The following is a 26,421-nucleotide window of genomic DNA, read 5'->3' as shown; positions in this document are numbered from 1 at the left end:
TCAAGAGGAACATTCCCCTCAATGGCCATCGGCAAACTCGGCCAGCACGCTCGCCAGCGCTAGCGGGCGCACCATGTGAACGTCAGCCAGTTGGTCACTGAAATCAGCAACAAGTTCCGTCAGCAGGCGGTTGGCCGTGGCAAAATCGTATACTTTTTCGCGACTTATCCCCTGCTCCACCAGCCATTGGCATAGTACTTCAGCCTGCTGGCCGGCATCACTGTCAGATCCGCTCTCGATCAGTTGCAGCAATTCGGGTAATAAGCGCACCAGATCGGTCTGGCGCAGCAACGCCGGCACCCGAGTCAGGATCATGGTGTCGCGCCCGCCGCTTTTCAACTCCAGCCCCATCCGTTTGAGCAAACGATCCTGCTGCTCGACCAGCGCGACCAGGTTTTTCGGCAGCTTGAAGGAGACCGGCAACAGCAGCGGCTGGGCCGCCAGCCCCTGACCCCAGGTCTCCAGCAGCCAGTGGCGCAGCAGCAGGCGCTCGGCCCGCACCAGCGACAGCAAGGCCAGCCGGTTGTCTCGCTCCAGCAGCAGATAGGCCTGTTCCACCAGGGTCAATGCCCGCCACGTCCCCGCTTTGGCGGGCACGGCAGCAACAGGCGCAGTTTCTGCCTCTGCCAGCGGCATGCCCTGCACCGCCGGCAGGGTGGTGAGCAGCGATCCCATGCCGCGCATCGCCTCCCGGCTGGGGGGCTCGGGCGGCTGGTAGTTGCCGGCCCGCCCGGTACTACTGCCTTCCCGCACTTCCCGAGCCGGCGCCCGGTAGTTGTGCTCGGCGCCATACCACTCGGCTCTGGGAGCCTGACCCGGATACTCGATGGGGGCACTGACCGGCAGCTCGACCAGGGTCTCGGCCAGGGGCTCATCGCTGGCCGCTCCTTGCTGGCGCAGGGCAGTAAACAGCGCCTGGAAGATGAAGTCGTGAATGAGGCGTGCCTGATGAAAGCGCACCTCGTGCTTGGCTGGATGGACGTTGACGTCCACCTGGCGCGGATCCAGCTCGATGTAGAGCACGTAGGCCGCGAACCGGTCGGCCGGCAGCAGCTCGTCATAGGCCTGACGAATGGCATGATTGATAAGCTTGTCGCGCATCATGCGGCCGTTGACATAGGTGTATTGCAGATCGTTCTGCGGCCTGGCGCCCTCCGGGGTCGCCAGCCAGCCCCACAGCCGCACGTCGCTGTGCTCGCTCTCCACCGCCAGCGCGTGATGCATGAAGGGAGAGCCGCACACCGCGGCGAGTCGGCGCTCCTGCTCCGCCACCGTATTGGCGGCCTTGTACTGGCGCACCACCTTGCCGTTGTGGCGCAGGATCAGGGTGACGTCGAAGCGGGAGAGCGCGATGCGGCGCACCAGCTCGTCGATGTGGGCGAACTCGGTCTTTTCGCTGCGCATGAACTTGCGCCGCGCCGGAGTGTTGAAGAAGAGATCCACCACCTCCACCGTGGTGCCCACCGGGTGGGCCGCCGGTTTGATGGTGACGCTCATCTCGCGCCCCTCGGCCTGCGCCTGCCAGGCTTCGGACTGCTCCGCCGTGCGGGAGGTGAAGGTGAGCCGGGAGACCGAACTGATGGAGGCGAGCGCCTCGCCGCGAAAGCCCAGGCTGTTGATCCCTTCCAGATCGTCGAGGGTCGCTACCTTGGAGGTGGCGTGGCGCGACAGTGCCAGCACCAGCTCATCCTTGGCAACGCCACCGCCGTTGTCGCGAATGCGAATGAGCTTGGCACCGCCCTTGTCGATGTCGATCTCGACCCGGTCGGCACCCGCATCCAGGCTGTTTTCCACCAGCTCCTTGACCACGGAGGAGGGCCGCTCCACCACCTCACCGGCAGCAATCTGGTTGGCCAGAATCGGCGGCAATATACGGATTGGCATCGCTTACTCCTGCTGGTTGAACGGGGTGGCTGTGGCAATCGCCCCGGATGAGAGCCACGCCGCCGTATCACAGCCCACGCTCGTCTGGCTGGCCAGAACAGGGGACAAGGTACGGATCGGCATCACGGACTCCTGATGATTAAAGGCGCGGGTAATCGGCGGGGGTCGATGACGGCTCGCCGGCCCCGTCCCTGCCACTGGCAGGGACGGGGCCGGCGCCTCATCCTGCGCTATTTTTGCGGAATATAGAGCACCTGCCCTATCTGGATATCCCGCGACTTGAGCTTGTTGATCTCCACCAGCCGCGCCTGGCTCACCCCGTATTTCTCGGCAAGCCGGGAAAGGCTCTGCCCGCGGGTGACCACATGACGGAGCATGTTGGCCTTGTCGTTGCTCTGCACGCTGCTGACCGGCGCGCTCGGCTCCTTGGCCGCCACCACGTAGGGCTTGATCACCCCGGCGCCGGACGAGGATCCGCCGACGCTGCTGACCGGTGCCCCGCCATCGCTGCTGCGATTCGGCTCGGTGGCCGGCATCCGGTTGGTCACCACCTGCTGCACCGGTTGCGCCGCCGGCTTGCTGACGGCGACCGGCTTGCTGGCGGGGGCGGGTCGGCTGACTGCCGCCTGCTTGTTGCTGCCCTGCCCCTTGCCGGTGAGCATGGCTCCCTTGGTCGGATGGGCCCGGTAATAGTTGCGGATCCCTTCGAAGATGGCGCGGGCCAGCTGATCCTGATAGCTGGCGGTGGCCAGCAACTGCTCTTCGGCGTGGTTGGAGATAAAGCCCGTCTCCACCAGCACGGAGGGGATATCCGGCGCCTTCAGCACCGCCAAACTGGCGTGCTCCGGCGCCTTCTTGTGCAACCGAGCAACCCGGCCCAGCGAGCGCAGGATCTGGCGGCTGACGTCATAACCCTCGGCGCGGGACTTGTCCATGGAGAGGTCGAGGAAGGTCTGCGCCAGATAGGGGTTCGGGTCCGATTCGGCCAACACCTTGCCGACGCCCCCCAGCAGCTCGCCCTGCTTCTCCTGTTTCTCCAGCCAGCTGCCCATCTCGCGGTTAGCGCGGTTGGTCGACAGTACCCAGACGGAGGCGCCGCGCGGGGTCGAATTGTGGAAGCTGTCGGCGTGCACCGACACCAGCAGGTCGGCCTTGGCCTTGCGGGCAATCTCGGAGCGTTTGTTCAGATCGACGAAATAGTCGCCGCGCCGGGTCAGCACGGCACGCATGCCGGGCTCGCGGTCGATGAGGGCGGCCAGCTTCTGGGAGACCGCCAGGGTCACCCGCTTCTCGTAAGTGCGACGCGGGCCGATGGAGCCAGGGTCTTCGCCGCCGTGGCCCGGGTCGATGGCGATCACCACCCCCTTGCCCTTGCCACCCACCGGCGTGGCTTGCACCGCGGCGGAGGCCTTCTCTTCGTACGGCAGGTCGATCACCAGGCGGTGGCCGTAGGGTCCCGCCGGCGCCAGCGGGAACACCACCGGCTTGATGGTGGAGCTGAGATCCAGCACCAGCCGCAGACCCCCCTTCTCCAGCGGCGAGCTCTCGCGGATCTTGCGCACCAGCTCGCTCTTGTTCTCGATGCGGGCCAGATTGGTGACGTTGCTCGCCCCTTTCAGGTCGATCACCAGCCGGTCGGGGCCGGTCAGGGTGAAGTAGTTGTAATTGGGGGCGCTGCTCATGTCGAGCACCACCCGGGTGTTGTCCGGCGACGGCCACACCCGCACGCTCTTGAGCTGATTCGCCCAGGAGGGTAAGGCCAGCAGGGAGAGGGCAATAACAAGGATCAAGCGCACGTAGATGACAACCGTTCCAGAATGGCTTCGCCAATAGCGGTGCGGGCCTCTATCAGGACCTCGCGCTGCTCGTTTGCATAACTCAGGGTAATGTCGAGATCGGGAGCAGGCAGCCAGCCTTCCCCTTTCTCCGGCCACTCCACCAGACAGAGGGTATTGGCGCCAAAGTAGTCACGGATCCCCATGAACTCCAGCTCCTCCGGGTCGGCCAATCGATAGAGATCGAAGTGGTAGAGCTGCCAGTCGGCCAGCTCATAGGGCTCGACCAGGGTATAGGTCGGGCTCTTGACCTTGCCCTCATGCCCCAGCCCCTGTACCCAGCCCCGGGTCAGGGTGGTTTTGCCGGCCCCGAGAGAGCCGTGCAAGAACACCGTGGTTGCCTGCTGGCAGGCGTGGGCCAGTCGGCCACCCAGTGCCACTGTTGCTGCCTCGTCCGGCAGTGTCATCATCAACTGTTTTGCCATGTTCTTCTTTAGCTTGTTATGGTGTCGGGATTTACCAGTCGACGGATAAAGGGCAGCAGGTCCGATGCCAGCATGCCCCGCTCTCCGTCTGCAGCGGCCAGATCGGCCGCTTCCCCGTGGATCACGGCGCCCAGTCGGGTTGCCTCGGCGGCAGACCAGCCCTGGGCCAAAAGGGCGGCGATTATACCAGATAACAGGTCACCCATGCCGCCACTGGCCATGCCGGGATTGCCCTCGTCGCAGAGCGCCATCCCCTTGCCGTCGTGGATTAGCGTCCCCGCCCCCTTGAGCAGCACCACACCGCCGAAACGCTGCTGCAGACGCTGCACCGCGGCAAAACGATCCGCGGCAATCTCGGCAATGGTGCAGCCCAGCAGGCGGGCTGCCTCGCCCGGATGGGGCGTGAGCACCCAATTATCCTGATGACGGGGACATTGCGCCAGCCAATTCAATCCATCGGCATCCAATACCAGTGGCACCTGCTCGTTAACAAATGACTCAAAATGGCGCCGCCCCCACTCATCCTGCCCCAGGCCGGGTCCCACCACCCGCACCGAGGCCCAGCTCTCCTCGCCACCGCCCTGACTGCCCATCAATTCGGCCTGGTAGAGGCTGGCGGGCAGATGGTCAGGATGCTGGCACACCCGCACCAGACCGGCGCCGGCCCGCAGGCAGGCACGAGCGGCCAGCACGATGGCCCCCTGCATCCCCGCATTGCCCCCCACCAGCAGCACCTTGCCGTGGGAGCCCTTGTGGGACGAGCGCTGGCGCGGTGTCAGCCGGGCGTGCAGGGAGGGATAATCGATGCGCTCGGCCGCCGCCTGCCACCCGGGCGGGACGCTGACGCCGAGGGGGTCGCAGTCGAGCCGACCGACGCAATCCACCCCGTCGGCGGTGAGCAGGCCCTGCTTGATACCGATGAAAGTGAGGGTGCGGCTGGCGCGCACCACGGCCCCCATGGCGCAGCCGGTGTCGGCATTGAGGCCGGAGGGGAGATCCACCGATAGCACGGGCACCTGCAAGCCATTGATTGTTGCGACGATCTTTGTCATAAGCGGTGACAGCCGGGTATGGACACCGGTGCCGAGCAGTGCGTCGATTACCAAGTCCGGGGCCGGCAGCCGGTCGAGTTCGCCCGCCTCGGCCGACACCACTGTGCCCCCCGTCGCCAGCCACTCGTCGGCGGCCCGCCTGGCGTCTCCCGTCAGCTCGGCGGGATCCCTCAGCGCAATCACCTGGGGCTCCAGCCCCAACTGCCTCGCAAGGCGGGCCAATACATAGCCGTCGCCACCGTTGTTGCCGGGGCCGGTGAAGATCCACCAGCATCGGCTGTGCGGCCAGTGGTGGGTGGCGTAGGTGCGCAGTGCCGCCCCGGCCCGCTCCATCAGGGTGTAGAGTGCCAGCCCCTCGCGCTCGGCCCACTCCCGCTCCAGGGCACGGATCTGTTCAGCCCGCCACAGTGATTGTGGTAAACTGCGCACCTCTTTCCCGCTGATAGCATCCCCGATGATCTGTACCATGACGGCTCCTGACTCTCATTCATTTATCCGGGCCAGCTGGCACCGGGCACATGATGCAGTATGACGGCAACCGCCATGCCAGTCGGTCAACCTTGGCAACAAGACCCCAGAGATGCGATACAGCATGACAGTACACCTCCATCCCGGTCAGCACCCGGGCAGGCAGACGGCCCCATGACCACCACCGAACTCCATCAACTGGCCCAAGATATCAAGCTCTGGGCGAGCGAGCTAGGATTCGACCAGGTCGGTATCACCGACACGGATCTCACCCTCGAGGAGCCCAGGCTGCAGGCCTGGCTCGATGCGGGCCATCACGGCAGCATGGACTACATGGCGCGTCACGGCATGATGCGGGCCCGCCCCCACGAACTGCTGCCAGGCACCTTGCGGGTGCTCTCGGTGCGGATGAACTATCTGCCGTTCGAGGCGGGCTTCGCAGCCACCCTGCGCGACCCCACCCTTGGCTACATCAGCCGCTATGCCCTCGGTCGCGACTACCACAAGCTGCTGCGCAACCGGCTCAAGCAGCTGGGGGAGCGCATCGAGCAGCGCTGCGAGGCGCTAGGCTGGCGCCCCTTCGTCGACTCGGCCCCCATTCTGGAGCGGCCGCTGGCGGCCAAGGCGGGCCTCGGCTGGGTAGGCAAGCACTCGCTGCTGCTCAACGAGTCGGCGGGCTCCTTCTTTTTTCTGGGGGAGCTGCTGCTCAGCCTGCCGCTGCCACTGGATGCCCCGGTGGAGAAAGAACAGTGCGGCAAGTGCGTGGCCTGCATCAACATCTGCCCCACCGGCGCCATCATCGCCCCCTACGTGGTGGACGGCCGCCGCTGCATCTCCTATCTCACCATCGAGAACGACGGCCCCATTCCCGAAGAATTTCGGCCGCTGATGGGCAATCGCATCTATGGCTGTGACGACTGCCAGCTCATCTGCCCCTGGAACCGCTATGCCAACGCCAGCCCGGAGCCCGACTTCAGCCCGCGCCCCAATCTGCATCGCCCGCCGCTGTTGACCTTGTGGGGCTGGAGCGAGAGCGAGTTTCTCAAGCACACCGAAGGCAGCCCCATCCGCCGTATCGGCTATCAGCGCTGGCGCCGCAACCTGGCGGTGGCCCTTGGCAACGGCCCGGCCAGTCCTCAGGTCATGGCGGCCCTGCAGCAGGCGCTGACAGCAGCCGAACCCTTGGTGGCCGAACATATCGAATGGGCGCTGGCCACCCTGGCCAAACGCCAGCAGGATGACAACAAAAAGACGCGCTTGCTGATCCGCTGCATCGAAAAAGGTCTGCCGGATCACGCATAGACGATCTGCCCCTTGCCGGATCGAAGCCATTTTTTCATGCTCTGCCGACGGTCGATCGTCGGCACTATAAAAGGAACAAGCTGATGCAGATGTTGGGAGTGGATATCGGTGGCTCGGGGATCAAGGGATGCCTGGTCGACACCGCAACGGGCGAGCTGATTGGCGAACGTCACCGACTGGTGACGCCGCAGCCGGCCACCCCGGCCGCCGTGGCTCATACCCTCAAGGCGCTGGTGGAACACTTCGACTGGAAGGGCCCGGTGGGCTGCGGCTTTCCCGCCACCATCCACAACGGCATCGCCAAGAGCGCGGCCAACATCGACAAGAGCTGGATTGAAACCGACGTCGCCCACCTGTTCGCCGACGTGACCGGCCAACCCTGCCACGTACTCAACGACGCCGATGCGGCCGGCCTGGCCGAGATGCGCTTCGGGACAGGCAAGGATCGCAGCAGGGGGGTCATCATCCTCGTCACGGTCGGCACCGGCATCGGCACCGCCGTGTTCGTCAATGGCCAGTTGCTGCCCAACACCGAGCTGGGCCATCTGATGCTGGAAGGCATGGTGGCCGAGCACTACTGCTCGGATGCGGTGCGCAAGCGCGAGGATCTCTCCTGGGGCCGCTGGGGCAAGCGCTTCAACAAGTACCTGGCTCGCCTTGAGTTTCTGTTCTCCCCCGACCTCTTCATCCTGGGCGGCGGCAGCGCCGCCAAGCTCGACAAGTTCATCGACAAGATTGAGACCCGAGCCCCGCTGGTGGCGGCCGCCAACCTCAACCAGGCCGGCATCATAGGCGCCGCCCTGCACGCCGCCGAGCTCACCGTCGCCCGCCAGTCGGCATGATACCGTCGTGAACAAACAGCAGAGGCCCGGCATTGCCGGGCCTCTGCTGTTTTCAGCGCCCATTTTTCACCCTACTTGTCGCCCGGGGACATGTCGCCCGGCCGGCTATTTCCTATAAGTCGTTGAGGCGATGGGCGCCGTGCACCAGTCGGGTCAGGCGGGTCTGTTCCTGCTCGGCCAGGCCGCCGAGCAGCCGCACCGTCTCCTCGGTCGGACACTCCCGGGCCAGATGGCTGAGCTCACCGATAAGCTTCTCCTCCTGACGACACACCAACTGCACTATGTCCTGGGTCTGGGCCGTGGCGGGCAGGCTCAGGCGCCGGATCCCGGGCAGCAGATCCTCGCTGAAGCCTCGCTCCAGCCAGGTCTCCTTCACCCCTTCGCCAAGTTCACTCAGGTAGTCATCCAGCTGGCTCTTTGCCGCCTCCTCGCGCTGCTGCAGATAGGCCAGCAGCAGCCGGCTGCGCTCGCCATCCACCTGTGCCATGAGACGCCCGTAACCGAGCCCAAGCTGGTGATGCACCTGCTCCAGATAGAGCAGCAAGTCTTTGATTTGTTGAAATCGCATCAGGTTGCCCTCCTGTATATCGTGCCCTTTAAGTATAAAAAACAGGCAATTGCAATCCAAGCCAAAGCGCGACCCTTGTTGTGCTGCATCAAGCCAGTGGCCAAGAAAGCAGCGATCGATACAAAGTGGAATGATTTGTGCCAACCCGGAGGTAATAAAAGGATGAGCAGGTGAATCCGGTTGGTGGCTAATAAAGGAGGCCGTAAGCGGTTATTTACCATGTGATATTCGGCAATCATGCCATACCACCAAATACAATATTGATGTGAGCGAGATCACCGTCGGCGTTAGTCGGCAGGCGGGAATCCTTAGCACTTTTTTAGACGTCTAGATGTATAAACACGCGTTGACACGGCCATCCAGACATCTTAGCATCATCCTCCATGATGGCAGAGCAACCCAGTGAAACCTCTGCCCAATTCACCCGCCTGTAGCGCCCTGTGCTTTAAGGCTGTTAGCACGGAAGAATCCATGATTAAGTTGATCGGTCTCAACAAAGTCTACGGTAAAGGCAGTGATGCCGTGCACGCCCTGCGTGACGTGAGCCTGCATGTGCCGCAAGGCAAAATTTTCGGGGTGATCGGCGCCTCCGGTGCCGGCAAGAGCACCCTCATCCGCTGCGTCAACCTGCTGGAGCGCCCGACGGAAGGTCAGGTCATCGTCGACGGCCAGGATCTGGTCGCTCTGAGCGAGCGGGACCTGACCCAGGCCCGCCGCCAGATCGGGATGATTTTCCAGCACTTCAACCTGCTCGCCTCCCGCACCGTCTCCGCCAACATCGCCTTCCCGCTGGAGCTGGCAGGCTGGAGCAAAGAGAAGATCCAGCAACGGGTCGAAGAGCTGCTGGCACTGGTCGGGCTGGAAGCCCGTGCTCACGCCTATCCGTCCGAGCTCTCCGGTGGCCAGAAACAGCGGGTCGCCATCGCCCGGGCGCTGGCGCCGGCCCCCAAGGTGCTGCTGTGCGACGAGGCCACCTCGGCCCTCGACCCGCAGACCACCCGCTCGATCCTGACTCTGCTCAAGGAGATCAACGTCAAGCTGGGTCTCACCATCCTGCTCATCACCCACGAGATGGACGTGGTGAAGGGGATCTGTGACGAAGTGGCCATCATCAGCGACGGCCGCCTGATCGAACAGGGCGAAGTGGCCTGGTTCTTCAGCAATGCCAAGACCCAGCTGGCGCGGGATTTCATCCACTCCACCATCCACCTGGAAGTGCCCCAGGAGTATCAGGATCGGATGAGTGCGGAGCGGGTCCCCGGCAGCTATCCACTGGTGAAGCTTGGCTTTACCGGCAGCACGGTCGATACGCCCCTGATTTCCGAGGCGAGCCGCCGTTTCAACATCGACATCAGCATCCTGAGCGCCGATATCGAATACGCCGGGGGCGTCAAATTCGGCTTCCTGCTGGCAGAACTGTTCGGGGATGAAGCCCAGTGCGAGGCGACCCAGCAGTTCCTCATCGACAACCATATTCAGCTGGAGGTAATGGGTTATGTCCGAAGCCATGATTAATCTGCTGTTCACGGCCCTGGGTGACACCCTCATCATGGTGTTTGCCTCCGCCCTGTTTGGCTGCCTGCTCGGTCTGCCGCTCGGTGTGGCGCTGCACGTGACCAAGGCTGGCCAGATCTTGGCCAACCCGCTGCTCAACCGCACCCTGGGCATGGTGGTCAACGTGGGTCGCTCGGTGCCCTTTATCATCCTGCTGGTCGCCATCATCCCGCTGACCCGGCTGATCGTCGGCACCAGCATCGGCACCATCGCCGCCATCGTGCCGCTGACCGTCGGTTGCATTCCCTTCATCGCCCGCTTGGTGGAAGGGGCCCTGATGGAGGTGCCGGACGGCCTGCTGGAGGCGGCCAAGGCCATGGGCGCCAAGCCCCTGCAAATCATCACCAAGGTGCTGCTGCCCGAGGCCCTGCCCGGCATCCTCAACAGCGTCACCATCACCCTCGTCACGCTGGTGAACTACTCCGCCATGGCCGGTGCCATCGGGGGCGGTGGTCTGGGCGATGTGGGTATTCGTTACGGCTATCAGCGCTTCGACCCGACCGTCATGCTGGTGACCGTGGTTATTCTGGTCGTACTGGTTCAACTCATCCAGAGCGCGGGTGAGCGCCTGGTCAACAAATGTGATCATCGTTAATCGTCGATTTCTGACAGGAGGTTTTATGAAATTTGGCATCAAATCCGTTGCGGCAGCCCTGCTGGCCACTCTGGTACTGGCCGGTTGCGGTCAAAAAGAAGAGAACAAGACCCTGAAAGTAGGCGCCATCGCCGGCCCCGAAACCGAACTGGTTGAAGTGGCCGCCAAAGTGGCCAAGGAGAAATACGGTCTGACCGTCGAGGTGGTCAACTTCTCCGACTACGTCACCCCGAACGTGGCGCTGAACGATGGCAGCATCGACGTCAACGCCTTCCAGCACAAGCCCTATCTGGATGCCCAGATCCGTGATCGCGGCTTCAAGCTGGTGCCGGTCGGCAACACCTTCGTCTACCCGATCGCCGGTTACTCCAAGAAGATCAAGGCGCTGAGCGAGCTGAAAGATGGCGCCCAGATCGCGGTGCCGAACGATCCGACCAACCTGGGCCGCTCCCTGATCCTGCTGGAGAAGCAAGGTCTGCTGAAGCTGAAGGAAGGCGCCGGTCTGGAAGCGACCGTACTGGACATCGCCAGCAACCCGCGCAACTTCAAGATCGTCGAGCTGGAAGCTGCCCAGCTGCCGCGCTCACTGGAAGACGTGGACTTGGCCATCATCAACAACACCTTCGCCGGTCAGATTGGGCTGACCCCGACCGAGAACGGTCTGTTTGTTGAGGATAAAGAATCCCCCTACGTCAACCTGATCGTTGCCCGCGACAACAACAAGGACGACGAGAAGGTCAAACAGTTCGTACAGGCTTTCCAGACCGACGACGTCTACAAGAAAGGGCTGGAACTGTTCAAGGGCGGCCTGGTGAAAGGTTGGTAATCACTCACTCGGCAAAAAAGGCCACGCAATGCGTGGCCTTTTTTTTTGCTGCCGTTATCATATCGGCGAGCACGGCAACACGAACATACTCAGCACATGAAAAAATGGTATCTGGCCTACTGCAAGCCAAAAGAAGAGGCCCGCGCCCGCGCCCATCTCGAAGCCCAGGGGATCGAGTCCTATTACCCCATGGTGGAAATTGAAAAACTGCGGCGGGGCAAGCGTGTCCCGGTGCGGGAGCCCATGTTCCCCAACTACCTGTTCATCTACGTGGATCTGGAAGAGGTCACCCCGGTCACCCTGAAGTCGACCCGCGGCATCAGCCGCATCATCCACTTCGGTCGAGAGTGGACCTCCATCAGCAGCCAGCTGGTCTATCAGCTGATGAGTCGGGACGACAGCGACGAGGCCCGCGCCAGCTACGCCAGCCTGCCGACTCAGGGCGACAAGGTGCTGATAGAATCCGGTCCGCTGGCCGGCTTCGAAGCCATCTATCTGGAGCCGGACGGCGACAAGCGGGCGATCCTGCTGGTGAGCCTGCTCAACCAGGAGACCAGCAGCAGCTTTGATAACCAGTCCTTCCGCCGGCTGGACTGACCCGCCAGGCCAGAGCGACCATCAGGCTGAAAAGAAACGGGGCAGGCCCAGCGGCCTGCCCCGTTTTCATGGCCCTCGTCCGCCTCAGGCATCCAGTTCGAAGCGGCTGATCACCGCCGTCAAGCGACCGGTATCCTGCGCCAGCCGGGCCACAATCTCCTCCCCCTGCTGGCTGCGCTGGCTCGACTGCCGGCTGAGGCCGGCGATCTCCTCCACCGTTCCCGCCACCTCTTGGGCCACCCGTGACTGTTGCTCGGTCGCGGTGGCGATGGTCCCCAGCTGGCCCGACAGATCCTGCACCAGCTGCAGCATGGCATTCAGGGTGCCAGTCACCGAGTCGACGGCGCCGCGCCCCTCCTCCACCAAGCGGGTACCGCTGCCGACCGTGTTGACGGTCTGGCGGGTCTGCTGCTGGATGCTGGCGATGGTCTGGCTGATCTCCTCGGTGGACTGGCTGGTGCGGCTCGCCAGCAGCCGCACCTCGTCGGCCACCACGGCAAACCCGCGCCCCTGCTCGCCAGCCCGCGCCGCCTCGATGGCGGCATTGAGCGCCAGCAGATTGGTCTGCTCGGCGATGGTAGCGATCACCTCGGTGACGCGTCCCACCTGCTCGCTCTGGCTGCTGAGCTGCCCCATCGCCTCGTTCGCCTCGGCAATCATGGTGGCAATCTGCTGCATGGTGGCAGTCATACGGGCCAGCTCGTGGCCGCCCTGGCGAGTCTGCTGCTCCGCCTGCTGAGCGGCCCGTGCCGCTTCGGCAATATTGCCCGCCACATCCCGGGTACTGACCGACATCTGCTCGATGGCCGCCGCCACCGTATCGACCCGCTGATTCTGGCTCGCCAGATCGGTGACGATGGCGCGGGTGGTGCTGCCCACCTCGCCGCAGGCCCCATCCACCTGCCCCACCGCCCCCTGGATCTCCCCCACCAGCTGGCGTAGCTGGCCGGACATCTGGTTGATGGAGCCCGTCAGCCCACCCAGCTCATCCTGGCTCTGTACCGGCAGAGGGCGGGCCGGCAGCCGACCGTTGGCCACCAGATCGGCCCGCAGCACCAGGCTGGCAATGTCACGGGTCAGCCGGCGACTGAACAGCAGCGCCACCAGGGTACCCAGCACGATCACTGTCAGGGTGGCCAGCAGCAGGGTGCGATTGATGGCCTGACCGGCACTGGTCATCTTCTGGCCCATGCTTTCCACCTCGGCGCGGGTCTGGGTCACCTGGCCGGCCAGCTGGGTCGCCAGCTGACCGAGAGCCGGCTCAATCTCGGTCGCCATCAGATGGTTGGCCTGATCCCAGTCGGGTGCCTGCCGCTTGCTGATCACCTGCCCTACCAGCTCGGCGAAGGGGGCCGACATCTCCTCGAACAGCGACCAGATCCCCTTCTGTGCCTCGGTAAAGTTGGCCTCCTGCTGTTTCAGCTCGGCCACCCGCTGCTGGTGGAACTGGTAATAATCCTGGTATTTGGTGCGATAGTCCGGATCGCCGGAGATGAGGAAGTCGCGCAGGGCGGAGAGCGCATTGGAGAGGCCATTGTAGGCATCCCCCACCTGCTTGAGCAGCAGGCGGCGATCGCCGGGCAGCTGATCCTGCGGGGTGGCCACCTCTTCGTTGGCAAAGGACTGCAGTTGATCGAGGGCCGACTCCGCCAGCGGCCCCGCCTCCTGCAGCATCAGAGTATGAGCGGGCAGGTTCTCGTCGGTATGGGCGATGTCCCACACCTTCTGCTGGCTGGTCTTGAAGGCCTTGAGCGAGCGGGTCAGCTCGGCGGTGAACTGCTGATGCTCGATCACCTGCCATGCCCCCTCCCACTCCTGTTTGAGGCGGACGGCCTGCGCCGGATCCTTGCCCAGGATGAGATAGGCTCGCAGGGAGGAGATGGTCGCCACCAGCGCCTTCTGGCTGGCCTCATCCCGTTGCAGGGCGGGCAGAGCCTGCTCCAGCAGGGCGCTGCCGGCCTGTCCGATGCGACCGAGCTGGTGGTAGACGAGGCTGGAAGAGAGGATCACCAGCAGATTGATAAAACAGAAGCTGAGCAGCAACTTGCTTGAAATTTTCATGAACATCCTTGTTTCGTTGCGGGCATCCTGCCCGACATTCACTCCCCGAGCAGTGCCGGTAGCCGTTCACGCCAGGAATCATGCCATCCCATCAACTCCTCACGCGGCATGGGCCGGGCCGAGAAGAAGCCCTGGCACACGTCGCACCCCAGCCGTGCCAGCAGCCGCCAGGTGAGTTCATCCTCCACCCCTTCGGCGACGGACTTGAGCCCCAGTTTGCGGGCCAGCTCGATGCTTGACTCTATTATGGCCAAGCGGGAGGGGTCCTCAAAGCAGCGATCGACGAAAGAGCGATCCAGCTTGAGCTCGGTGAAGGGCAGCAGGGCCAGCTGCTGCATGGAGGAGTAGCCGGTGCCGAAGTCGTCGATGGAGAGGCCGAAGCCGTGCATGCGCAGGCGGGTCAGCACCTCCAGCGACTTGCCCAGATCCTTCACGAACGAGCTCTCGGTCACCTCCAGGGTGATGAGCTCGGGGTTGATGCTCCAGCGCTGGCACTGGTTGATCAGGGTATTGCACAGATCCCCCTCGATGAGGGAGGTGGTGGAGAGGTTCATCGACAGGTTGAGGGAGAGCCCGGTCTGCTCCCACAGATGGCCATCGCGCAGCGACTTGCTGATGATCACCTCAGTCAGCTGATCGATGAGGCCGTTGTGTTCCGCCAGCGGAATGAAGCGGGCCGGCGAGATGAGACCGTACTCCGGGTGCTGCCAGCGCGCCAGCGCCTCCATGCCGACCCACTGGCCGGAGCCGAAGCTCACCTTGGGCTGATACCAGGGCAGCAGCTGATCCTGCTCCAGCGCCAGGCTCAACTCATCCAGGGTCAGGCGGTGGCCGTCCTCCTCCTGGGCGCGCTCCTGCTGCGGGCGCCAGGCGCCGATGAGCTGGCTGATCTGCTGCTGGCTGGAAGGCTTCTCGATGCGCCCCAGCACTTGCAGACCATAGGCGGCACTCATGCGCAGCACGGCCTCGACCACGTCATCCTCCAGCGCGCTGGAGAGGATGATGCCACCGCGAAAACCGCCCAGCGAGAGGCGACGCAGCAGCGCCATACCGTCCATGCCCGGCATGCGCAGATCGCAAAACAGGATATCGACCTGATGACGCTGACACATGGCCAGCGCCTCCACCCCGTCCTGCGCCTCCAGCAGGGAGCCGTAACCGATCCCGCGGATCTGGTGCATCAACGCCTTGCGCTGGAACGCGTGGTCTTCCACCACCATGATCACCAACTCATGCTGTGTCTTGTTCATCGAGCCATAATCCAATTTCGCATGTAATAGAGTTCATCAGCGCCAGTACCGTCTGACTCAACTCGGTAAGTTCGTCCAGCTGCTTGAGGCGGGCCGCCGCTTCGAGCCGGGCCGCCTCCTCCGCCAGAGCCTGCTGCCCCACCATGCGGGCAGCCCCCTTGATGCGGTGCGCCGTCTCCACCAGGGCATAGGTGTCCTGCCTGGCCAGTGCCTGCATCATGTCATCACCATCCTGGCGATTGGAATCCAGATACTCCCGCGCCATGCTGCGCGCCACCGCCTCATCGCCAAACAGCGAGATCCAGCACTCCCCCTGCTCGCTGGCCGACGGAGCGGGCTGGCCCAGCTCTTGGGTCTGAGGGCTCACCGGCAACCAGCGCATCAACATCTGGTGCAGCGTCTCCAGGGTATAGGGTTTGAACAGCATGTCGTTCATGCCGGCTTCCTGCATCTGCAGGCTGGCCTCTTCGGACGTATCGGCCGTCACCCCGATGACGGGAGCCGACACCCCCTGTGCCCGCAGGGCCCGGGTCAGACTGTAGCCATCCATCACCGGCATGTGGCAGTCGGTCAGCAGCAGGGCGAATGCCTGCCCCTGCCAGGTGCGCAAGGCCTTGTCACCGTCGTCCACCACCTCGGCATCCACCCCGAGGATCGCCAGCTGGCGAGCCAGCAGCGCACGGTTGATGGGGTGATCGTCGGCCACCAGCACCCGTCCCTGCAATTTGGGGGCATTGGCTTCGACCGGGCTGGTCGCCGCCTCCCCCAGCAACTGGTGACAGGTCTCCAGCAGCAGGTCAGGATAGAGTGGCGACTGCCCCAGCCGCCACCAGGCACCCGACCCCATGCGGCCGCGCAGGGCCTCCTGCGGGGAAAGCACTATGCCCTTGAGGGCCGAGCGCTGCAAATGTGTCAACCACTCGCTGCCCAGGGCCTGCTCGAGCCAGCTCTCTTCCGCTAATAACAAACCACTCACCGGCTGCTGCCACTGCTGCGGATCCAGACGATGCAGCCTGGCCCCCAGCCGCTGCATCGCGCTCTGCAGGGCCGCATCCTCGCCAAACAGCCACCAATCGTGGCCTGCCAGCGGCGGGGCATCCCACTGACACTCCGCCAGCGGGAAGTCGAAGGTGAGCCGGGTACCATGCCCCGGCTTGCTCTCGAGCGTCAGCGAGCCCCCCATTTTCTGGGCCAGCTGGTGACAGATGGCAAGGCCGAGCCCGGTACCACCGAAGCGTCGGGTTATGTCGGATTCCACCTGCTCGAACGGGGTAAACAGGCGATCCTGCTTCTCCTCGGCAATGCCGATGCCGGTGTCGCTGACCGCGATGGCGAGCCGCTCCTTCTCAAAGCTGACCTGGATACGGATCTCGCCCCGCTCGGTAAACTTGACCGCATTGTTGAGCAGGTTGGAAAGCACCTGCCCCACCCGCACCGCATCGATGCGGGCCTGATCCGGCACCTCCGGCGCCCACCCCAGCGTCACCTTGAGCCCCTTGCCATGGGCCAGGGTGGCGTGACCGCGGATCACGTCGCAGATGACGGAGGCGAGACGGCAATCCTGATAGTGCAACTGCAGCTGGCCCGCCTCTATCTTGGAGAAATCGAGCACGTCGTTGACCAGATAGAGCAGGTTGTTGGTGGAGGTCACCACGTTGCGCAGCAGATAGCGCTGGTCGTCGTTCAGTTCGCTCATCTGCAGCAGCTCCAGCATGCCGTGCATGCCGGAGATGGGGGTCCTCAACTCGTGGCTCATGGTGGCCAAGAAGCGGCTGCGCACCTGCATCGCCTGCTCGGCATAGGCGCGCGCCTCCCTCAGGTCGTGCTCCTGGTGCTTGAGGGCCGTGATGTCCTGGATCACCCCGTTGAGGATCAGGTGCCCCTCCTCCTGCGGCACGAAGCTGCCGCGCACCTGCAGATAGCGGGCCCCCTCCGGCCGCTCCACCCGCACTTCCAGATCGAGCGGGGCCAGGGTCTCGGCATGATTGGCCACCTTGCTGACGAAATCCTGCAGTGCCTCCTCGGTAAAGCCGAACACCTCGCCGCCCGACTCGGCCGACAATATCTCCTGCCGGCTGGCTCCCAGGATCTCGCTCGCCCCCTGCGAGGCATAGAGGAAGCGCCCCTTGCCGGGGCCGAGCCAGAGGTACTGATAGACGATGCCCGGCATGCTGTCGGTGATCTGGGTGAGCCGGGTCTCCGCCTTGCGGGCACGCGCCTCGGCCTCCTTGATGCGGGTCACGTCGGTCAGCACCGTCAGGACCCCCAGCATGTCGCCCTTTGGCGAGCGATAGGGACGCTTGGTGTAAATGACGTGGAACATGGCGCCATCCTGACGGCGGCTGTTGCCCGCCCCTTCCAGCTGCTCGCCGCTTTGCCATACCCCCGACTCTTCGCGCAGCACCCGCTCCCGCTCTCTGGCCGGCATGCGGTCCAGATCGTCGCCATCATCCTGGGTCAGCTCACCGATAAAGGCATCCCGATAGGCCTGGTTGCAGAGGGTGATGCGCTGCTCGCGATCCCGCAGCACCACCATGTTGGGCAAGGAGTTGAGCAGGGTCTGCACGAAGGTCAGCTGCTCGTTCAATTTGTGCTCGGCCAGCTTGCGCTGCACTATCTGGCGGCGCAGGGTCCGGTTCCAGCCCATGAACAACAGCACGCAGAGCAGGAAAGCGCCCACACCGACCGCGGACCAGAGCGCCACAGTGGCAGGGTTGATGCCGGTCTGGATGGTCAGCGCCAGCCACTTGTGCTCTAGCTTGGTCATCTCTTCCGGGCGGATGGAGAGCAGCACCTTGGTGAGGATCTGCTGCAGCATGGGGTCTTGCTGGTGCACCGCCATGGCGACCGGCACCCTCAGCTCGTTGCCGGAGAACACCACCTGATAGCGATTGTTGAACCCTTTTTGCAGCGCCTGCTCCAGGGTGGTCATGCTCATCAGCACGTAGTCGACCTGATGCCCGTCCAGCAGCGGCAGCAGCTTGGTATCGCTGCTCACCGTCACCGGATGGGCCCCCACCTCGTTGAGTACCAGCTCCTCCACCGAGCCGCCGACAATCCCCACCCGTCGCCCCTTGAGCTCGTTGAGGTTGTCCAGCTCCTCGCACCCCTGTCTGGCGGCGATCACCCGGTGGATGAAGGCGTAGTCGGGAGTAAACAGGGAGTATTGTCGCCGCTCCGCGGTCGGGGTGATGGCCGGGATGAAGTCCAGCTTGCGCGCCTGGAACAGCGCCTGGGTCTCGGCCCAGCTGCTGGTGGGCACCAGGGTAAACTGCAGGCCGGAGCGCAGGCTCACCAGCTTGAGCATGTCGGCGATGAACCCCTTGAGCTGGCCATTGCCGTCGATCTCGCTCACCGCCGGCCAGTCCGGCGCCACCCCGAAGCGCAGGGTCGGATGGCGGGCCAACCATTCGAGCTCGCTCTGGTTGAACACGATCTGGCGGGGACCGTTGGCCAGCTCGTAGTCGACAATCCCGCCGGTCTCCAGAATGCGGCGCCGCTCATCCAGCGGAATGTCGTTGAGGGCCAGCTCCAGCAAACCGAGCAGCCCCTGATTGTCGGGCCCTACCGCCATGGCCAGCGAGGTGTCCGTCACCCACTCCGGGGTGATCACCTTGAGCCCGGCCTGCTGCTGCAGGCGCTGCAGGCGAACCAGAGAGGGCAGATCGGAGAGATAGGCATCCGCCAGCCCCTTTTTCACCATGAAAACCGCTTCGTCACTGCTGTCCGCCTCGGTGAGCTGGGTCATGCCGAGCTCCGCCAGCTCCTCGCAGGAACTGAAGCCATGTTCACACACCCAGCGCAGCTGGCGCGCCGTCGCCAGAGTCGGCTCCCCTTCCTCTCGCGCCAGCAGCACGCCGCGCGGCAGGGTCATCAGATCCGAGGTAAAGCGCATCTTCTGCTGACGCGACTGGCTCGGTGTCACCCCGATCAGCATGTCCACCTCGCCATCGAGCAGCGCCTGCTGGGCGCCGGCATAGTAGGGGTAAGTCTTGTAGCGCACGGTCAGCCCCAGCCGGCCGGCAATCAGGGTGGCAAAATCGTCGAGCGGGCCGCTGAAGCCACCCCGGCTATTGGCATAGATGTAGGGTGGCCAGGCCACCGACGGCATGCCGACCACCAGGTCGCTGCGCGAGGCGAGCCAGAGCCGCTCCGCCAGCCCCAGCTGATCCTTGTCCAGGGAGGTTTCTGCCGCAGCCACCAGGCTACAGCAGGTAAACCAGCACAACAAAATGGCGCGATAACAGAGGCGCAGCATGGGTAACTCCTGAACGGCTTGGAGAGCGATCATAGGGATTTTGGCAAAATGTGCGAATAGAAATTGGTAGCAGAACTCGTCCGGATACGAAAAACGGCAGGCTCACGCCTGCCGTTTTCTAGCAAGAAGGGGGCCAAGACCCCCTCTTGTCAGGTTATTCGGTTCCCGAGTCGGAAGCCGGTTTGATATTCCCGCTCACGGATGTGGGCGATCTGCACATTTTGCCCTTCCAGACCGATGTCCTTGAGCAGAGCAGGCGACAGATGCAGGTAGCTGACACGACGCTCCAGCCGGGTAATCCGTTTCTGGACCAGGGTTTCGACGGTGCGCAGCAGGGTCAGTTCGATAGACATAATATTCTCCAGTTGAACGTGCGGTTCCCCCGGAGAGAAGAGATCACCCTGCGGGACAACCGCGGGTGATGAAAAAGCAGGTGTTACCTGTTTCCTCCACGCGGCAGAAAAAGAGCACGAGTCTTCGCGCTGCTGATGCAGCGGTCGAACGCAACGTTTAGCATTGAATGTTGCATATCCGTCTCCTTACCGAGTGAAAGTTGAACAAGTTGCCACAGTCTAAAAAAAGACCGAATTTTATACAAGAACCTCACCCCCCATATGGGGAGGTGAGTCATCTATCAATACTCATCCGGCACAGGCACAGGCAAACCCATGCCGCTCCGGCTCAGATCCCGGACAACAGCCGGAACTCCTCCAGCGCATAGGTATCCGTCATGCCGCTCACGTAGTCGAGCAGCAGCCGCACCCGGAAGTACCACTCCTGCTCCGCCCCGTCGCTGAAGCGCGGATCCCGGCTGGCCACCGCCAGCCGGTATGCCTTGAGATGACGGGCCGACAGTCGATGGAACAGCCGGCGGGCGAAGAACAGCTCGCTGCCCCCCTGTCCGGCCAGCAGCCGCTCGAACTGCGCGGCCGGCAACGCCAGCAGGCAGGCATAGGTGGAGAGCACGCCGCGCAGGGCGGCATAACCCTCCAGCTCCAGCGCCTCTACCTCGGGACGCATGAACACCAGCTCGCGAGCCACTTGTTTGAGGGTATCGAGCACCCGCGCCGCCGGTGCCTGACCATGCAGCAGGGCCTGGGGATAGGCGCCGCTCAGGATCTGTGGGTGCTCGCTCACATAGGTGTGAGCGGCCAGTTCCACCAGGTCCCGGGTCAACTGCTGGCGAAAGTGGGGGAAGAAGCCCCTGCCCGAGGCGGTCGCCTCCGCCAGCAAGCCGGCCATGTAGGCGCCGTCATCGGCCAGCCGTAGCGCCTGTTGCAGCTCGCTCAGGCTGAGGATGCGCCGGTCCACCGCATCTTCGAGATCGGCGATGCAGTAGGAGATGTCGTCGGCTGCCTCCATGATGTAGACCAGCGGATGACGGCAGCCGGGGGCCAACCCCAGGCTCTGGCCGAGGGCGCGGTAGAGGGGTTGTTCGCTGAAGAAGATGCCGCGCTTGCTGGCCCAGCCGTGATGTTGACCGCCGTGCAGGGGTTGCTGCGGGTACTTGCACAGCGCCGCCAGCTGCCCCAGAGTCAGGTTCAGCTCGTGCAGGCTGTGCACCAGCCGCAGACTCTGGGCATTGCCGTCAAACACCAGCAGATCTTGGCGAAGCGTTGCCCACTGCGGGCTGGGTGCGCTGCCAAGGGCCTCGGCAAACAACCCATCCAGCGCCTGCGCCAGCCACTGGCTCATCACCTGCTCGCCAAAGTGACCGAACGGCGGGTTGCCGACGTCGTGCAACAGGCAGGACATCTCCACCAGATTGATGAAGGCCCCCTCGCACACCGACCCCGCCGGCAGGGCCGCCAGAACGCGGCGGCTGATCTGGCGGCCGGTCTCCTGCACCTCCAGCGAATGGGTGAGACGGCTGCGCACCGAGGCCTTCACGTCGAGCGGAAAGACCTGGGTCTTCTGCTGCAGCCGGCGCACCGGCGCCGCCTGCACGATGCGGGCGCGATCCTGCTCGGTCGCCTCCAGCAGATCTTCCTCGCCCCAGTGATGGATGCGCTCGGGGGTAATCAAACGGCTATACATGTTGCGGCTCCTTGCCTGCGGCTCGCATCTACGAGAGCAGCCAGCGCTTCAAGCGGGCGATGTCACCCGGACATTCGCGGCGCAGCGACTCTATCCAGTCTTCCACGTTCTCCCACCAGGCGGGATGATCCGGACTCTGGATCAGCTGAGCCAGCTGCTGCAACCGGCGCAGACCGATGGAGCCGGCCGCCCCTTTTATCTTGTGCGCCTCCTCCACCACGCCGGCCTGATCCCGGGCAATCATGTTGGAGTCGAGCACCGCCATGTAGTCGGGCATCATCTTCTCGAACAGCTCGACGCTGGAGATCAGCACCTGCTTGCCCACGGTATCGGCATAATCGGTGAGGAAGGGCAAGTCCAGCAGCGCATCCTGACTGTCCGCATCCGCCTGTTCGTCCGCCTCATCCTCGGCCAGATCGGCAAACAGGTGGCCAATCACCTCCCGCACCGCCTTCGAACCGAGTGGTTTGTTGATCACATCCTGCATGCCGTGATCCCGGTAGTACTGGCGATCGCCGGTGGCATTGGCGGTGAGTGCCACCATGGGCGGCAGGCTGTCGCCGTAGCGGGCGAGCAGTTGTTCCGCCACATCGAAGCCGGTCATGTCCGGCAGCTGGATATCCAGCAGGATCAGATCAAAATCGTCGGGATTGGCCATGGCCAGCGCCTGGGCTCCGTCCCGCGCCACCTTCACCTCATGGCCCAGCTTGTTGAGCAGGGCGCAGGCCACGGTCACGTTGAGCTCGACGTCCTCCACCAGCAGGATATCGAGGCAGGGCATCTCGGGCTCCGCCGCGGGCGTCTGGGCGGCGACGCAGTCTACCTCCAGCTCGGCGGTGAAGCAGGCGCCCTCGCCCGGGTCGCTGTCCACGTAGAGCTGGCCCCCCATCGCCTGCACCAGTTGGCGGGAGACCGCCAGCCCGATGCCGGTGCCGGTGGCGTGCTTCTTGCCCTGCACCTGATAGTACATGGCGAAGATCTTCTCCTGCTGGGCGCGGGGAATGCCGACCCCGGTGTCTTCCACCTCGAAGTGCAGCGCCAGCTTGCCCGGTGTGTCGGCCGGGTGGGTGAGGCAGCGCACCGTCACCCCCCCCTCGTCGGTGAACTTGACCGCATTGCCCACCAGATTCCACAACACCTGGCGCAACCGGGTTCCGTCCGCCATCACGAACTGCGGCACGTCGCCATCCCGGTCGAAATGCAGATAGAGCCCCTTCTGCTCCGCCTGGATGCGCGACAGCGTCTCCAGCTCGTCGAGGAAGGCAGGCAGGTCGATGGGAGTCGGGGCGATTTCCAGCCGGCGCCGGTCCAGCTTGTCGAGATCGATGATGTCATTGAAGATGTTGCCGAGCGTCACCGCGCTCAGGTGAATGGTCTTGAGCTGCTGGTGCTGCTTGGGATCGAGCGGCGTATCCATCAGCATCCGGCTTAAGCCGACGATGCCGTTGAGCGGGGTACGCAGTTCGTGGCTGATGGTGGAGATGAAGGTGGTCTTGTCGCGGCTCGCCTTCTCCAGCTTGTCCTGATACTGCTTGCGCTCGGTGATGTCGCGACCAAACCCGAGCAGGCCGAGCCGCTTGCCGAAACGATCGAAGAAGGGCACCTTGCGCAGCTCGAAGTAGGCCTTGCGACCGTCTGGGTACTCCAGCCACTGCTCATAGGTGAGCGGCTCGTTCTGGGCGAAGACCTGCTTGTCGGTCTCCACCACCTTGCTGGCGATGTCGTGCTTGTAGACATCGAACGGGGTCAAGCCGATGAGCTCCGCCTCCACCTTGCCGGTGAGCTCCTCCATGGCGCGATTGCAGCCGGAGAACTGCTCGTCTTCGTTGCGGTAGTAGACCAGATCGGGGGAGCAGTCTATGAAGGAGCGCAACAGGGCGGTGCGCTCCCCCAGATGCAGCTGGGCCTTCTCGCGCTGGAATACCTCGTTCTCCAGATCCTCGATGGCCTGCTGGCGCAGGGTCTCGGCCCGGTTGGTCTCGGCGATCTGGGCATTGAGGCGGCTGATGTTCTCCTGCAGCTGGCTGTTGAGCTCGAGATCCCGCTCGCGCATGTCCTGCAGCTTGCGCACCATGCGGGTCAGCCGCTGGCGGGAATCCTCCAGCTGATCCACCACGATGGAGAGAAAATAGACGGCCCAGGGGGTAACCAGCAGGCCGAAGAAGACCGAGCGCACCAGGTCGACGATGTCCACTGTGCCGCGCAGGAACAGGGTGACCCCCATCTGGATCGAAACGGCCAGCACTATGATGCCGGTGGCCAGGAACATGCTGAAGCGCACCAGTCCCAGCTTGGTCATCAGGTCGACGTAATATTGCGCCCAGGATTTGATTTGTTTCATCTTATTGTTTTCTCCCCGATATTCGCCGAACAGAATACCAGCACGGCGCGCCGAACTCTTGTGCCGTCGCACGATAAATTATCGGTTAACCTCCTCCTTCCGCTGGGGTAGCATGCCGGAGTCAATTCGGTCAGCCCGGGTTAAGCCTGGCTGGCTATAATGTTCGGCCGTTCAATTCAACCAACTGATATTTCAGGAGTCTCATCGATGCGTAATCTCACCCTGCTGAGTCTTGGCCTGCTGGCAGCCAATGCCGCCCACGCCGATCTGGGCGAGATCCCCAAGCAGTCCGGCTGGTCCGGTTTCCTGCTGGGCGGGGTCAACGCCGTCAGCTACAAGTCCAACTTCTATGCCGGCGATGACAACCACAGTCGCATCAATGACCTCGGTTCGCCTGACAGCGAGAGCGGCCTGACACCGCTGCTCAACGCCGATATCCGCTACACCTTTGCCGATACCCGTACCCAGATCTTCCTCGGCAACCTGATCCAGGACGCGGTGCGCTTCGACTTCACCCAGCAGCTCGGCCTGCGCCAGGAGATGGGTGACAAGGGCATAGTCGCCACCTCGCTGGTGTTCAACGTCATGCCGGTCGAGCTGTGGAGCGATCCCTTCGCCACCGGGGTGGATCGCAGCTCCACCGATGTGAAATCAAAAGGGGCGCGTTTTGCCTGGGACAAGATCTGGGGCAGCAACTTCTACGGCAACCTGACCACCCGGGAGGTGGACATGGATGAGGAGCGCAGCGGCCAGCAGTATGACCAGAGCCACGGCACCCACTACGCCGACCTGCTGGATCGCAACGGCAAGATGCACGACATGGAGCTCTCCTACCAGTGGCACTTTGGCGGCAACCAGCTGCTGGAGCCGGCCATCGTCTACAAGCAGGCCCGCCTTGACGGCAGCGCCGAGAGTTTCAAGAACACCGGCCTGAAGCTGACCTATGCCAAGCGCGGCCCCCAGTGGTCCTTCGTCAGCAACCTCTATACCGGCAAGCGCAAGTATGACGAGGCGAACCCCATCTTCGGCCAGCGCGCCGATGCCGACGAATTTGCCATCAATGGCACCTTCTTCTGGCACAACCTGTTTGGCGTCAACGCCCTCGCCGCCACCTTCACCGCCGCCTATGCCAGCGCCGACTCGGACATCAACTTCTACGACAGCCAGTCCACCCGTTTCAGCACGGGTCTGCTCTATAACTTCTAAACCAGACCCGCATCAACAAACGAGGCCACCCCATGGGTGGCCTCGTCATTTGCAACGGCCTGCGGCCATCAGATCCCGAGCGAATCGAGCAGATCGTCGTGATCGTTGGCCACCGGAGCGGCGGCCGGAGCCGGCTGGGCAGCCTCGCGCTTGGTCTGGGCGATCAGGGCATCCGGATCCAACTCTTCTTGATCCATGCCGTCGTTGTGGATGCGGATGAACTCGGTCTTGTCCATCGCCAGCTCCAGATAGAAGATGTTGTTGCGGGCGGTGAAGAAGGTGACCCGGCGCGACTCCGGGCTGTCGAGGTTGGTATCGACGCTCAGCATCACCTGCTTGTTGAGGGCCAGCATCTTCGGCTGGTTCTGGGTGATGTGGGTCTGCAGATCCCGGCCGACCTTGACGGTGAAGCTGCCGACGATCTGGTTCATCAGCTCGCCCATCACGTTGCTCACCTCGTCCGAGGTATGGGAGATGGCGAGATCTTCCTTGGAGAGCCCCATGCTCAGCATGTAGCTCTCGTACAGCTCCATGGCGGCGGAGGCGGAGAAGTTGATCACCACCAGGCCGGAGAAGCCGCCATCAAACAGCACGAAGCAGCCGATATCCGGCTTGAGACAGGTCTTGCTGATCCGCTGCACCATGCCGGAGAAACGCACCTGACTCTGGGTTGCCGCACTCAATACATCCGTGACCGAATGGCACAGACTCAGCAGCACGTCCTCTGTGGTCAATACGGTATCGTTGTCGGCTCTTGTCACTATCATGGGACCTTCCTGAACATCGAAAATGGGCTTATCTATACCATAACTCTAACAGATAGCGCGGCTTGGGCTTCGAAATAGCGAGCCGCCTCTCAGTTGATTCAATTGTCAGTGCCAAGCGGGCTGAATCCGGCCAGATTGGCCAGCTTGAGGCGCCAGCTGGCCGCCTCTGCCAGCAATGCGGCTTCCTCATAGGGCACGGAGGGATGAGCCCCCCAGATGGGACCGGGCCAGGCCTTGTCGGTACTGAAACGGGCGACATGATGCAGATGCAGCTGGGGTACCAGATTGCCGAGCGCCGCCACGTTGATCTTGTCCGGTCGCAGCGCCTGCTCCATCAGGGTGGCGACCGCGCAGGACTCCTCCATCAGCTGCTGTTGCTGCGCCGGAGCCAGGTGGTGAATTTCCCGCAGATTGGCCACTCTCGGCACCAGGATGAGCCAGGGATACTGGCTGTCCCTGGCCAGCAGGACGCGGCAAAGGGGCAGATCGCCGAGCAGGCGGGTATCTGCCTGCAGGCGGCTGTGCAGTTCAAACATGAAGACCTCGTTGACGT

Annotated in this window: 20 protein-coding genes; 7 read left to right on the top strand and 13 right to left on the bottom strand. The window is 63.5% G+C overall.

The window, feature by feature from the left end; genetic code table 11:
- Positions 1-18 precede the first annotated feature (18 nt).
- The 4 genes from mutL to OKC29_RS10415 all read right to left on the bottom strand — a co-directional run bounded on the left by mutL (position 19) and on the right by OKC29_RS10415 (position 5,664).
- Positions 19-1,884, bottom strand: a complete 1,866-nt coding sequence (mutL, locus tag OKC29_RS10430; RefSeq protein WP_073348990.1) for a DNA mismatch repair endonuclease MutL — start codon at positions 1,882-1,884, stop codon at positions 19-21.
- A 230-nt stretch (positions 1,885-2,114) separates the two neighbouring features.
- Positions 2,115-3,680, bottom strand: a complete 1,566-nt coding sequence (locus tag OKC29_RS10425; RefSeq protein WP_043118558.1) for an N-acetylmuramoyl-L-alanine amidase — start codon at positions 3,678-3,680, stop codon at positions 2,115-2,117.
- On the bottom strand, positions 3,671-4,144 hold the full coding sequence (gene tsaE, locus OKC29_RS10420) for a tRNA (adenosine(37)-N6)-threonylcarbamoyltransferase complex ATPase subunit type 1 TsaE (protein WP_011704860.1): 474 nt from the start codon (positions 4,142-4,144) through the stop codon (positions 3,671-3,673). The genes OKC29_RS10425 and tsaE overlap by 10 nt, the downstream gene beginning before the upstream one ends.
- Before the next feature lie 8 nt (positions 4,145-4,152).
- On the bottom strand, positions 4,153-5,664 hold the full coding sequence (locus OKC29_RS10415; protein ID WP_073348988.1) for a bifunctional ADP-dependent NAD(P)H-hydrate dehydratase/NAD(P)H-hydrate epimerase: 1,512 nt from the start codon (positions 5,662-5,664) through the stop codon (positions 4,153-4,155).
- Positions 5,665-5,838: 174 nt separating this feature from the next.
- Between OKC29_RS10415 and queG the strand changes: the two genes are divergently transcribed.
- Entirely contained in the window at positions 5,839-6,966 is a 1,128-nt protein-coding gene (gene queG, locus OKC29_RS10410) for a tRNA epoxyqueuosine(34) reductase QueG (protein ID WP_270669271.1), read from the top strand.
- Positions 6,967-7,049: 83 nt separating this feature from the next.
- The gene (gene ppgK / locus OKC29_RS10405; RefSeq protein WP_043125005.1) at positions 7,050-7,808 is read left to right on the top strand and encodes a polyphosphate--glucose phosphotransferase; all 759 of its coding nucleotides are present in this window, start codon (positions 7,050-7,052) and stop codon (positions 7,806-7,808) included.
- Between the two features lie 112 nt (positions 7,809-7,920).
- On the opposite strand, the gene OKC29_RS10400 is transcribed toward ppgK, so the two are convergent.
- Positions 7,921-8,376, bottom strand: coding sequence for a hypothetical protein (locus OKC29_RS10400; protein WP_043125007.1), 456 nt, complete (start codon positions 8,374-8,376; stop codon positions 7,921-7,923).
- Between the two features lie 471 nt (positions 8,377-8,847).
- On the opposite strand from OKC29_RS10400, the gene metN reads away from it, so the two are divergent.
- From metN to rfaH, 4 genes are all read left to right on the top strand, one after another.
- The gene (gene metN, locus OKC29_RS10395) at positions 8,848-9,891 is read left to right on the top strand and encodes a methionine ABC transporter ATP-binding protein MetN (RefSeq protein WP_024944324.1); all 1,044 of its coding nucleotides are present in this window, start codon (positions 8,848-8,850) and stop codon (positions 9,889-9,891) included.
- On the top strand, positions 9,872-10,525 hold the full coding sequence (locus OKC29_RS10390; RefSeq protein ID WP_011704854.1) for a methionine ABC transporter permease: 654 nt from the start codon (positions 9,872-9,874) through the stop codon (positions 10,523-10,525). The genes metN and OKC29_RS10390 overlap by 20 nt, the downstream gene beginning before the upstream one ends.
- 25 nt (positions 10,526-10,550) lie before the next feature.
- Positions 10,551-11,351, top strand: a complete 801-nt coding sequence (metQ, locus tag OKC29_RS10385; RefSeq protein ID WP_011704853.1) for a methionine ABC transporter substrate-binding lipoprotein MetQ — start codon at positions 10,551-10,553, stop codon at positions 11,349-11,351.
- 96 nt (positions 11,352-11,447) lie between these two features.
- Positions 11,448-11,948, top strand: a complete 501-nt coding sequence (gene rfaH, locus OKC29_RS10380; RefSeq protein WP_016349600.1) for a transcription/translation regulatory transformer protein RfaH — start codon at positions 11,448-11,450, stop codon at positions 11,946-11,948.
- An 84-nt stretch (positions 11,949-12,032) separates the two neighbouring features.
- Here rfaH and OKC29_RS10375 read toward each other — a convergent pair whose 3' ends face one another.
- The 6 genes from OKC29_RS10375 to arcB all read right to left on the bottom strand — a co-directional run bounded on the left by OKC29_RS10375 (position 12,033) and on the right by arcB (position 23,895).
- Positions 12,033-14,009, bottom strand: coding sequence for a HAMP domain-containing methyl-accepting chemotaxis protein (locus OKC29_RS10375; protein WP_073348982.1), 1,977 nt, complete (start codon positions 14,007-14,009; stop codon positions 12,033-12,035).
- A gap of 38 nt (positions 14,010-14,047) precedes the next feature.
- Positions 14,048-15,259 carry an EAL domain-containing response regulator gene (locus OKC29_RS10370; RefSeq protein ID WP_162275615.1) on the bottom strand — a complete coding sequence of 404 codons (1,212 nt, stop codon included), beginning with the start codon at positions 15,257-15,259 and terminating at the stop codon, positions 14,048-14,050.
- Entirely contained in the window at positions 15,240-19,517 is a 4,278-nt protein-coding gene (locus OKC29_RS10365) for an ATP-binding protein (protein WP_073348980.1), read from the bottom strand. Before OKC29_RS10365 ends, OKC29_RS10370 begins: the two co-directional genes overlap by 20 nt.
- A gap of 149 nt (positions 19,518-19,666) precedes the next feature.
- Positions 19,667-19,870, bottom strand: a complete 204-nt coding sequence (locus tag OKC29_RS10360; RefSeq protein WP_011704847.1) for a hypothetical protein — start codon at positions 19,868-19,870, stop codon at positions 19,667-19,669.
- 328 nt (positions 19,871-20,198) lie between these two features.
- On the bottom strand, positions 20,199-21,554 hold the full coding sequence (gene dgt, locus OKC29_RS10355) for a dGTPase (RefSeq protein WP_045790555.1): 1,356 nt from the start codon (positions 21,552-21,554) through the stop codon (positions 20,199-20,201).
- Between the two features lie 28 nt (positions 21,555-21,582).
- The gene (gene arcB, locus OKC29_RS10350; RefSeq protein WP_016349595.1) at positions 21,583-23,895 is read right to left on the bottom strand and encodes an aerobic respiration two-component sensor histidine kinase ArcB; all 2,313 of its coding nucleotides are present in this window, start codon (positions 23,893-23,895) and stop codon (positions 21,583-21,585) included.
- Between the two features lie 207 nt (positions 23,896-24,102).
- Here arcB and OKC29_RS10345 point away from each other — a divergent pair, with 207 nt between their 5' ends.
- Complete coding sequence (locus tag OKC29_RS10345; RefSeq protein WP_045790557.1) at positions 24,103-25,101, top strand: DUF2860 family protein; 999 nt, start codon at positions 24,103-24,105, stop codon at positions 25,099-25,101.
- A 68-nt stretch (positions 25,102-25,169) separates the two neighbouring features.
- Here OKC29_RS10345 and OKC29_RS10340 read toward each other — a convergent pair whose 3' ends face one another.
- Positions 25,170-25,868 (bottom strand): DUF3334 family protein, encoded by a 699-nt coding sequence (locus tag OKC29_RS10340; protein ID WP_016349593.1) that lies wholly within the window; start codon positions 25,866-25,868, stop codon positions 25,170-25,172.
- Positions 25,869-25,966: 98 nt separating this feature from the next.
- On the bottom strand, positions 25,967-26,404 hold the full coding sequence (locus OKC29_RS10335) for an HIT domain-containing protein (protein ID WP_029303851.1): 438 nt from the start codon (positions 26,402-26,404) through the stop codon (positions 25,967-25,969).
- Between the last annotated feature and the right edge of the window lie 17 nt (positions 26,405-26,421).

It is taken from the genome of Aeromonas sp. QDB34 (genome assembly GCF_027705405.1).
GTDB classification, from domain to species: domain Bacteria; phylum Pseudomonadota; class Gammaproteobacteria; order Enterobacterales; family Aeromonadaceae; genus Aeromonas; species Aeromonas hydrophila.
The sequence above is the reverse complement of the archived record's forward strand: the minus strand, read 5'-3'. Positions and strand labels throughout refer to the sequence as shown.

Excerpts from the sequence above, each read along its gene's own strand:
- mutL (WP_073348990.1), bottom strand. The coding sequence starts at position 1,884 with ATGCCAATCCGTATATTGCCGCCGATTCTGGCCAACCAGATTGCTGCC.
- tsaE (WP_011704860.1), bottom strand. The coding sequence starts at position 4,144 with ATGGCAAAACAGTTGATGATGACACTGCCGGACGAGGCAGCAACAGTG.
- OKC29_RS10415 (WP_073348988.1), bottom strand. The coding sequence starts at position 5,664 with ATGGTACAGATCATCGGGGATGCTATCAGCGGGAAAGAGGTGCGCAGT.
- queG (WP_270669271.1), top strand. The coding sequence starts at position 5,839 with ATGACCACCACCGAACTCCATCAACTGGCCCAAGATATCAAGCTCTGG.
- ppgK (WP_043125005.1), top strand. The coding sequence starts at position 7,050 with ATGCAGATGTTGGGAGTGGATATCGGTGGCTCGGGGATCAAGGGATGC.
- OKC29_RS10400 (WP_043125007.1), bottom strand. The coding sequence starts at position 8,376 with ATGCGATTTCAACAAATCAAAGACTTGCTGCTCTATCTGGAGCAGGTG.
- metN (WP_024944324.1), top strand. The coding sequence starts at position 8,848 with ATGATTAAGTTGATCGGTCTCAACAAAGTCTACGGTAAAGGCAGTGAT.
- OKC29_RS10390 (WP_011704854.1), top strand. The coding sequence starts at position 9,872 with ATGTCCGAAGCCATGATTAATCTGCTGTTCACGGCCCTGGGTGACACC.
- metQ (WP_011704853.1), top strand. The coding sequence starts at position 10,551 with ATGAAATTTGGCATCAAATCCGTTGCGGCAGCCCTGCTGGCCACTCTG.
- rfaH (WP_016349600.1), top strand. The coding sequence starts at position 11,448 with ATGAAAAAATGGTATCTGGCCTACTGCAAGCCAAAAGAAGAGGCCCGC.
- OKC29_RS10375 (WP_073348982.1), bottom strand. The coding sequence starts at position 14,009 with ATGAAAATTTCAAGCAAGTTGCTGCTCAGCTTCTGTTTTATCAATCTG.
- OKC29_RS10370 (WP_162275615.1), bottom strand. The coding sequence starts at position 15,259 with ATGAACAAGACACAGCATGAGTTGGTGATCATGGTGGTGGAAGACCAC.
- OKC29_RS10365 (WP_073348980.1), bottom strand. The coding sequence starts at position 19,517 with ATGCTGCGCCTCTGTTATCGCGCCATTTTGTTGTGCTGGTTTACCTGC.
- OKC29_RS10360 (WP_011704847.1), bottom strand. The coding sequence starts at position 19,870 with ATGTCTATCGAACTGACCCTGCTGCGCACCGTCGAAACCCTGGTCCAG.
- dgt (WP_045790555.1), bottom strand. The coding sequence starts at position 21,554 with ATGTATAGCCGTTTGATTACCCCCGAGCGCATCCATCACTGGGGCGAG.
- arcB (WP_016349595.1), bottom strand. The coding sequence starts at position 23,895 with ATGAAACAAATCAAATCCTGGGCGCAATATTACGTCGACCTGATGACC.
- OKC29_RS10345 (WP_045790557.1), top strand. The coding sequence starts at position 24,103 with ATGCGTAATCTCACCCTGCTGAGTCTTGGCCTGCTGGCAGCCAATGCC.
- OKC29_RS10340 (WP_016349593.1), bottom strand. The coding sequence starts at position 25,868 with ATGATAGTGACAAGAGCCGACAACGATACCGTATTGACCACAGAGGAC.
- OKC29_RS10335 (WP_029303851.1), bottom strand. The coding sequence starts at position 26,404 with ATGTTTGAACTGCACAGCCGCCTGCAGGCAGATACCCGCCTGCTCGGC.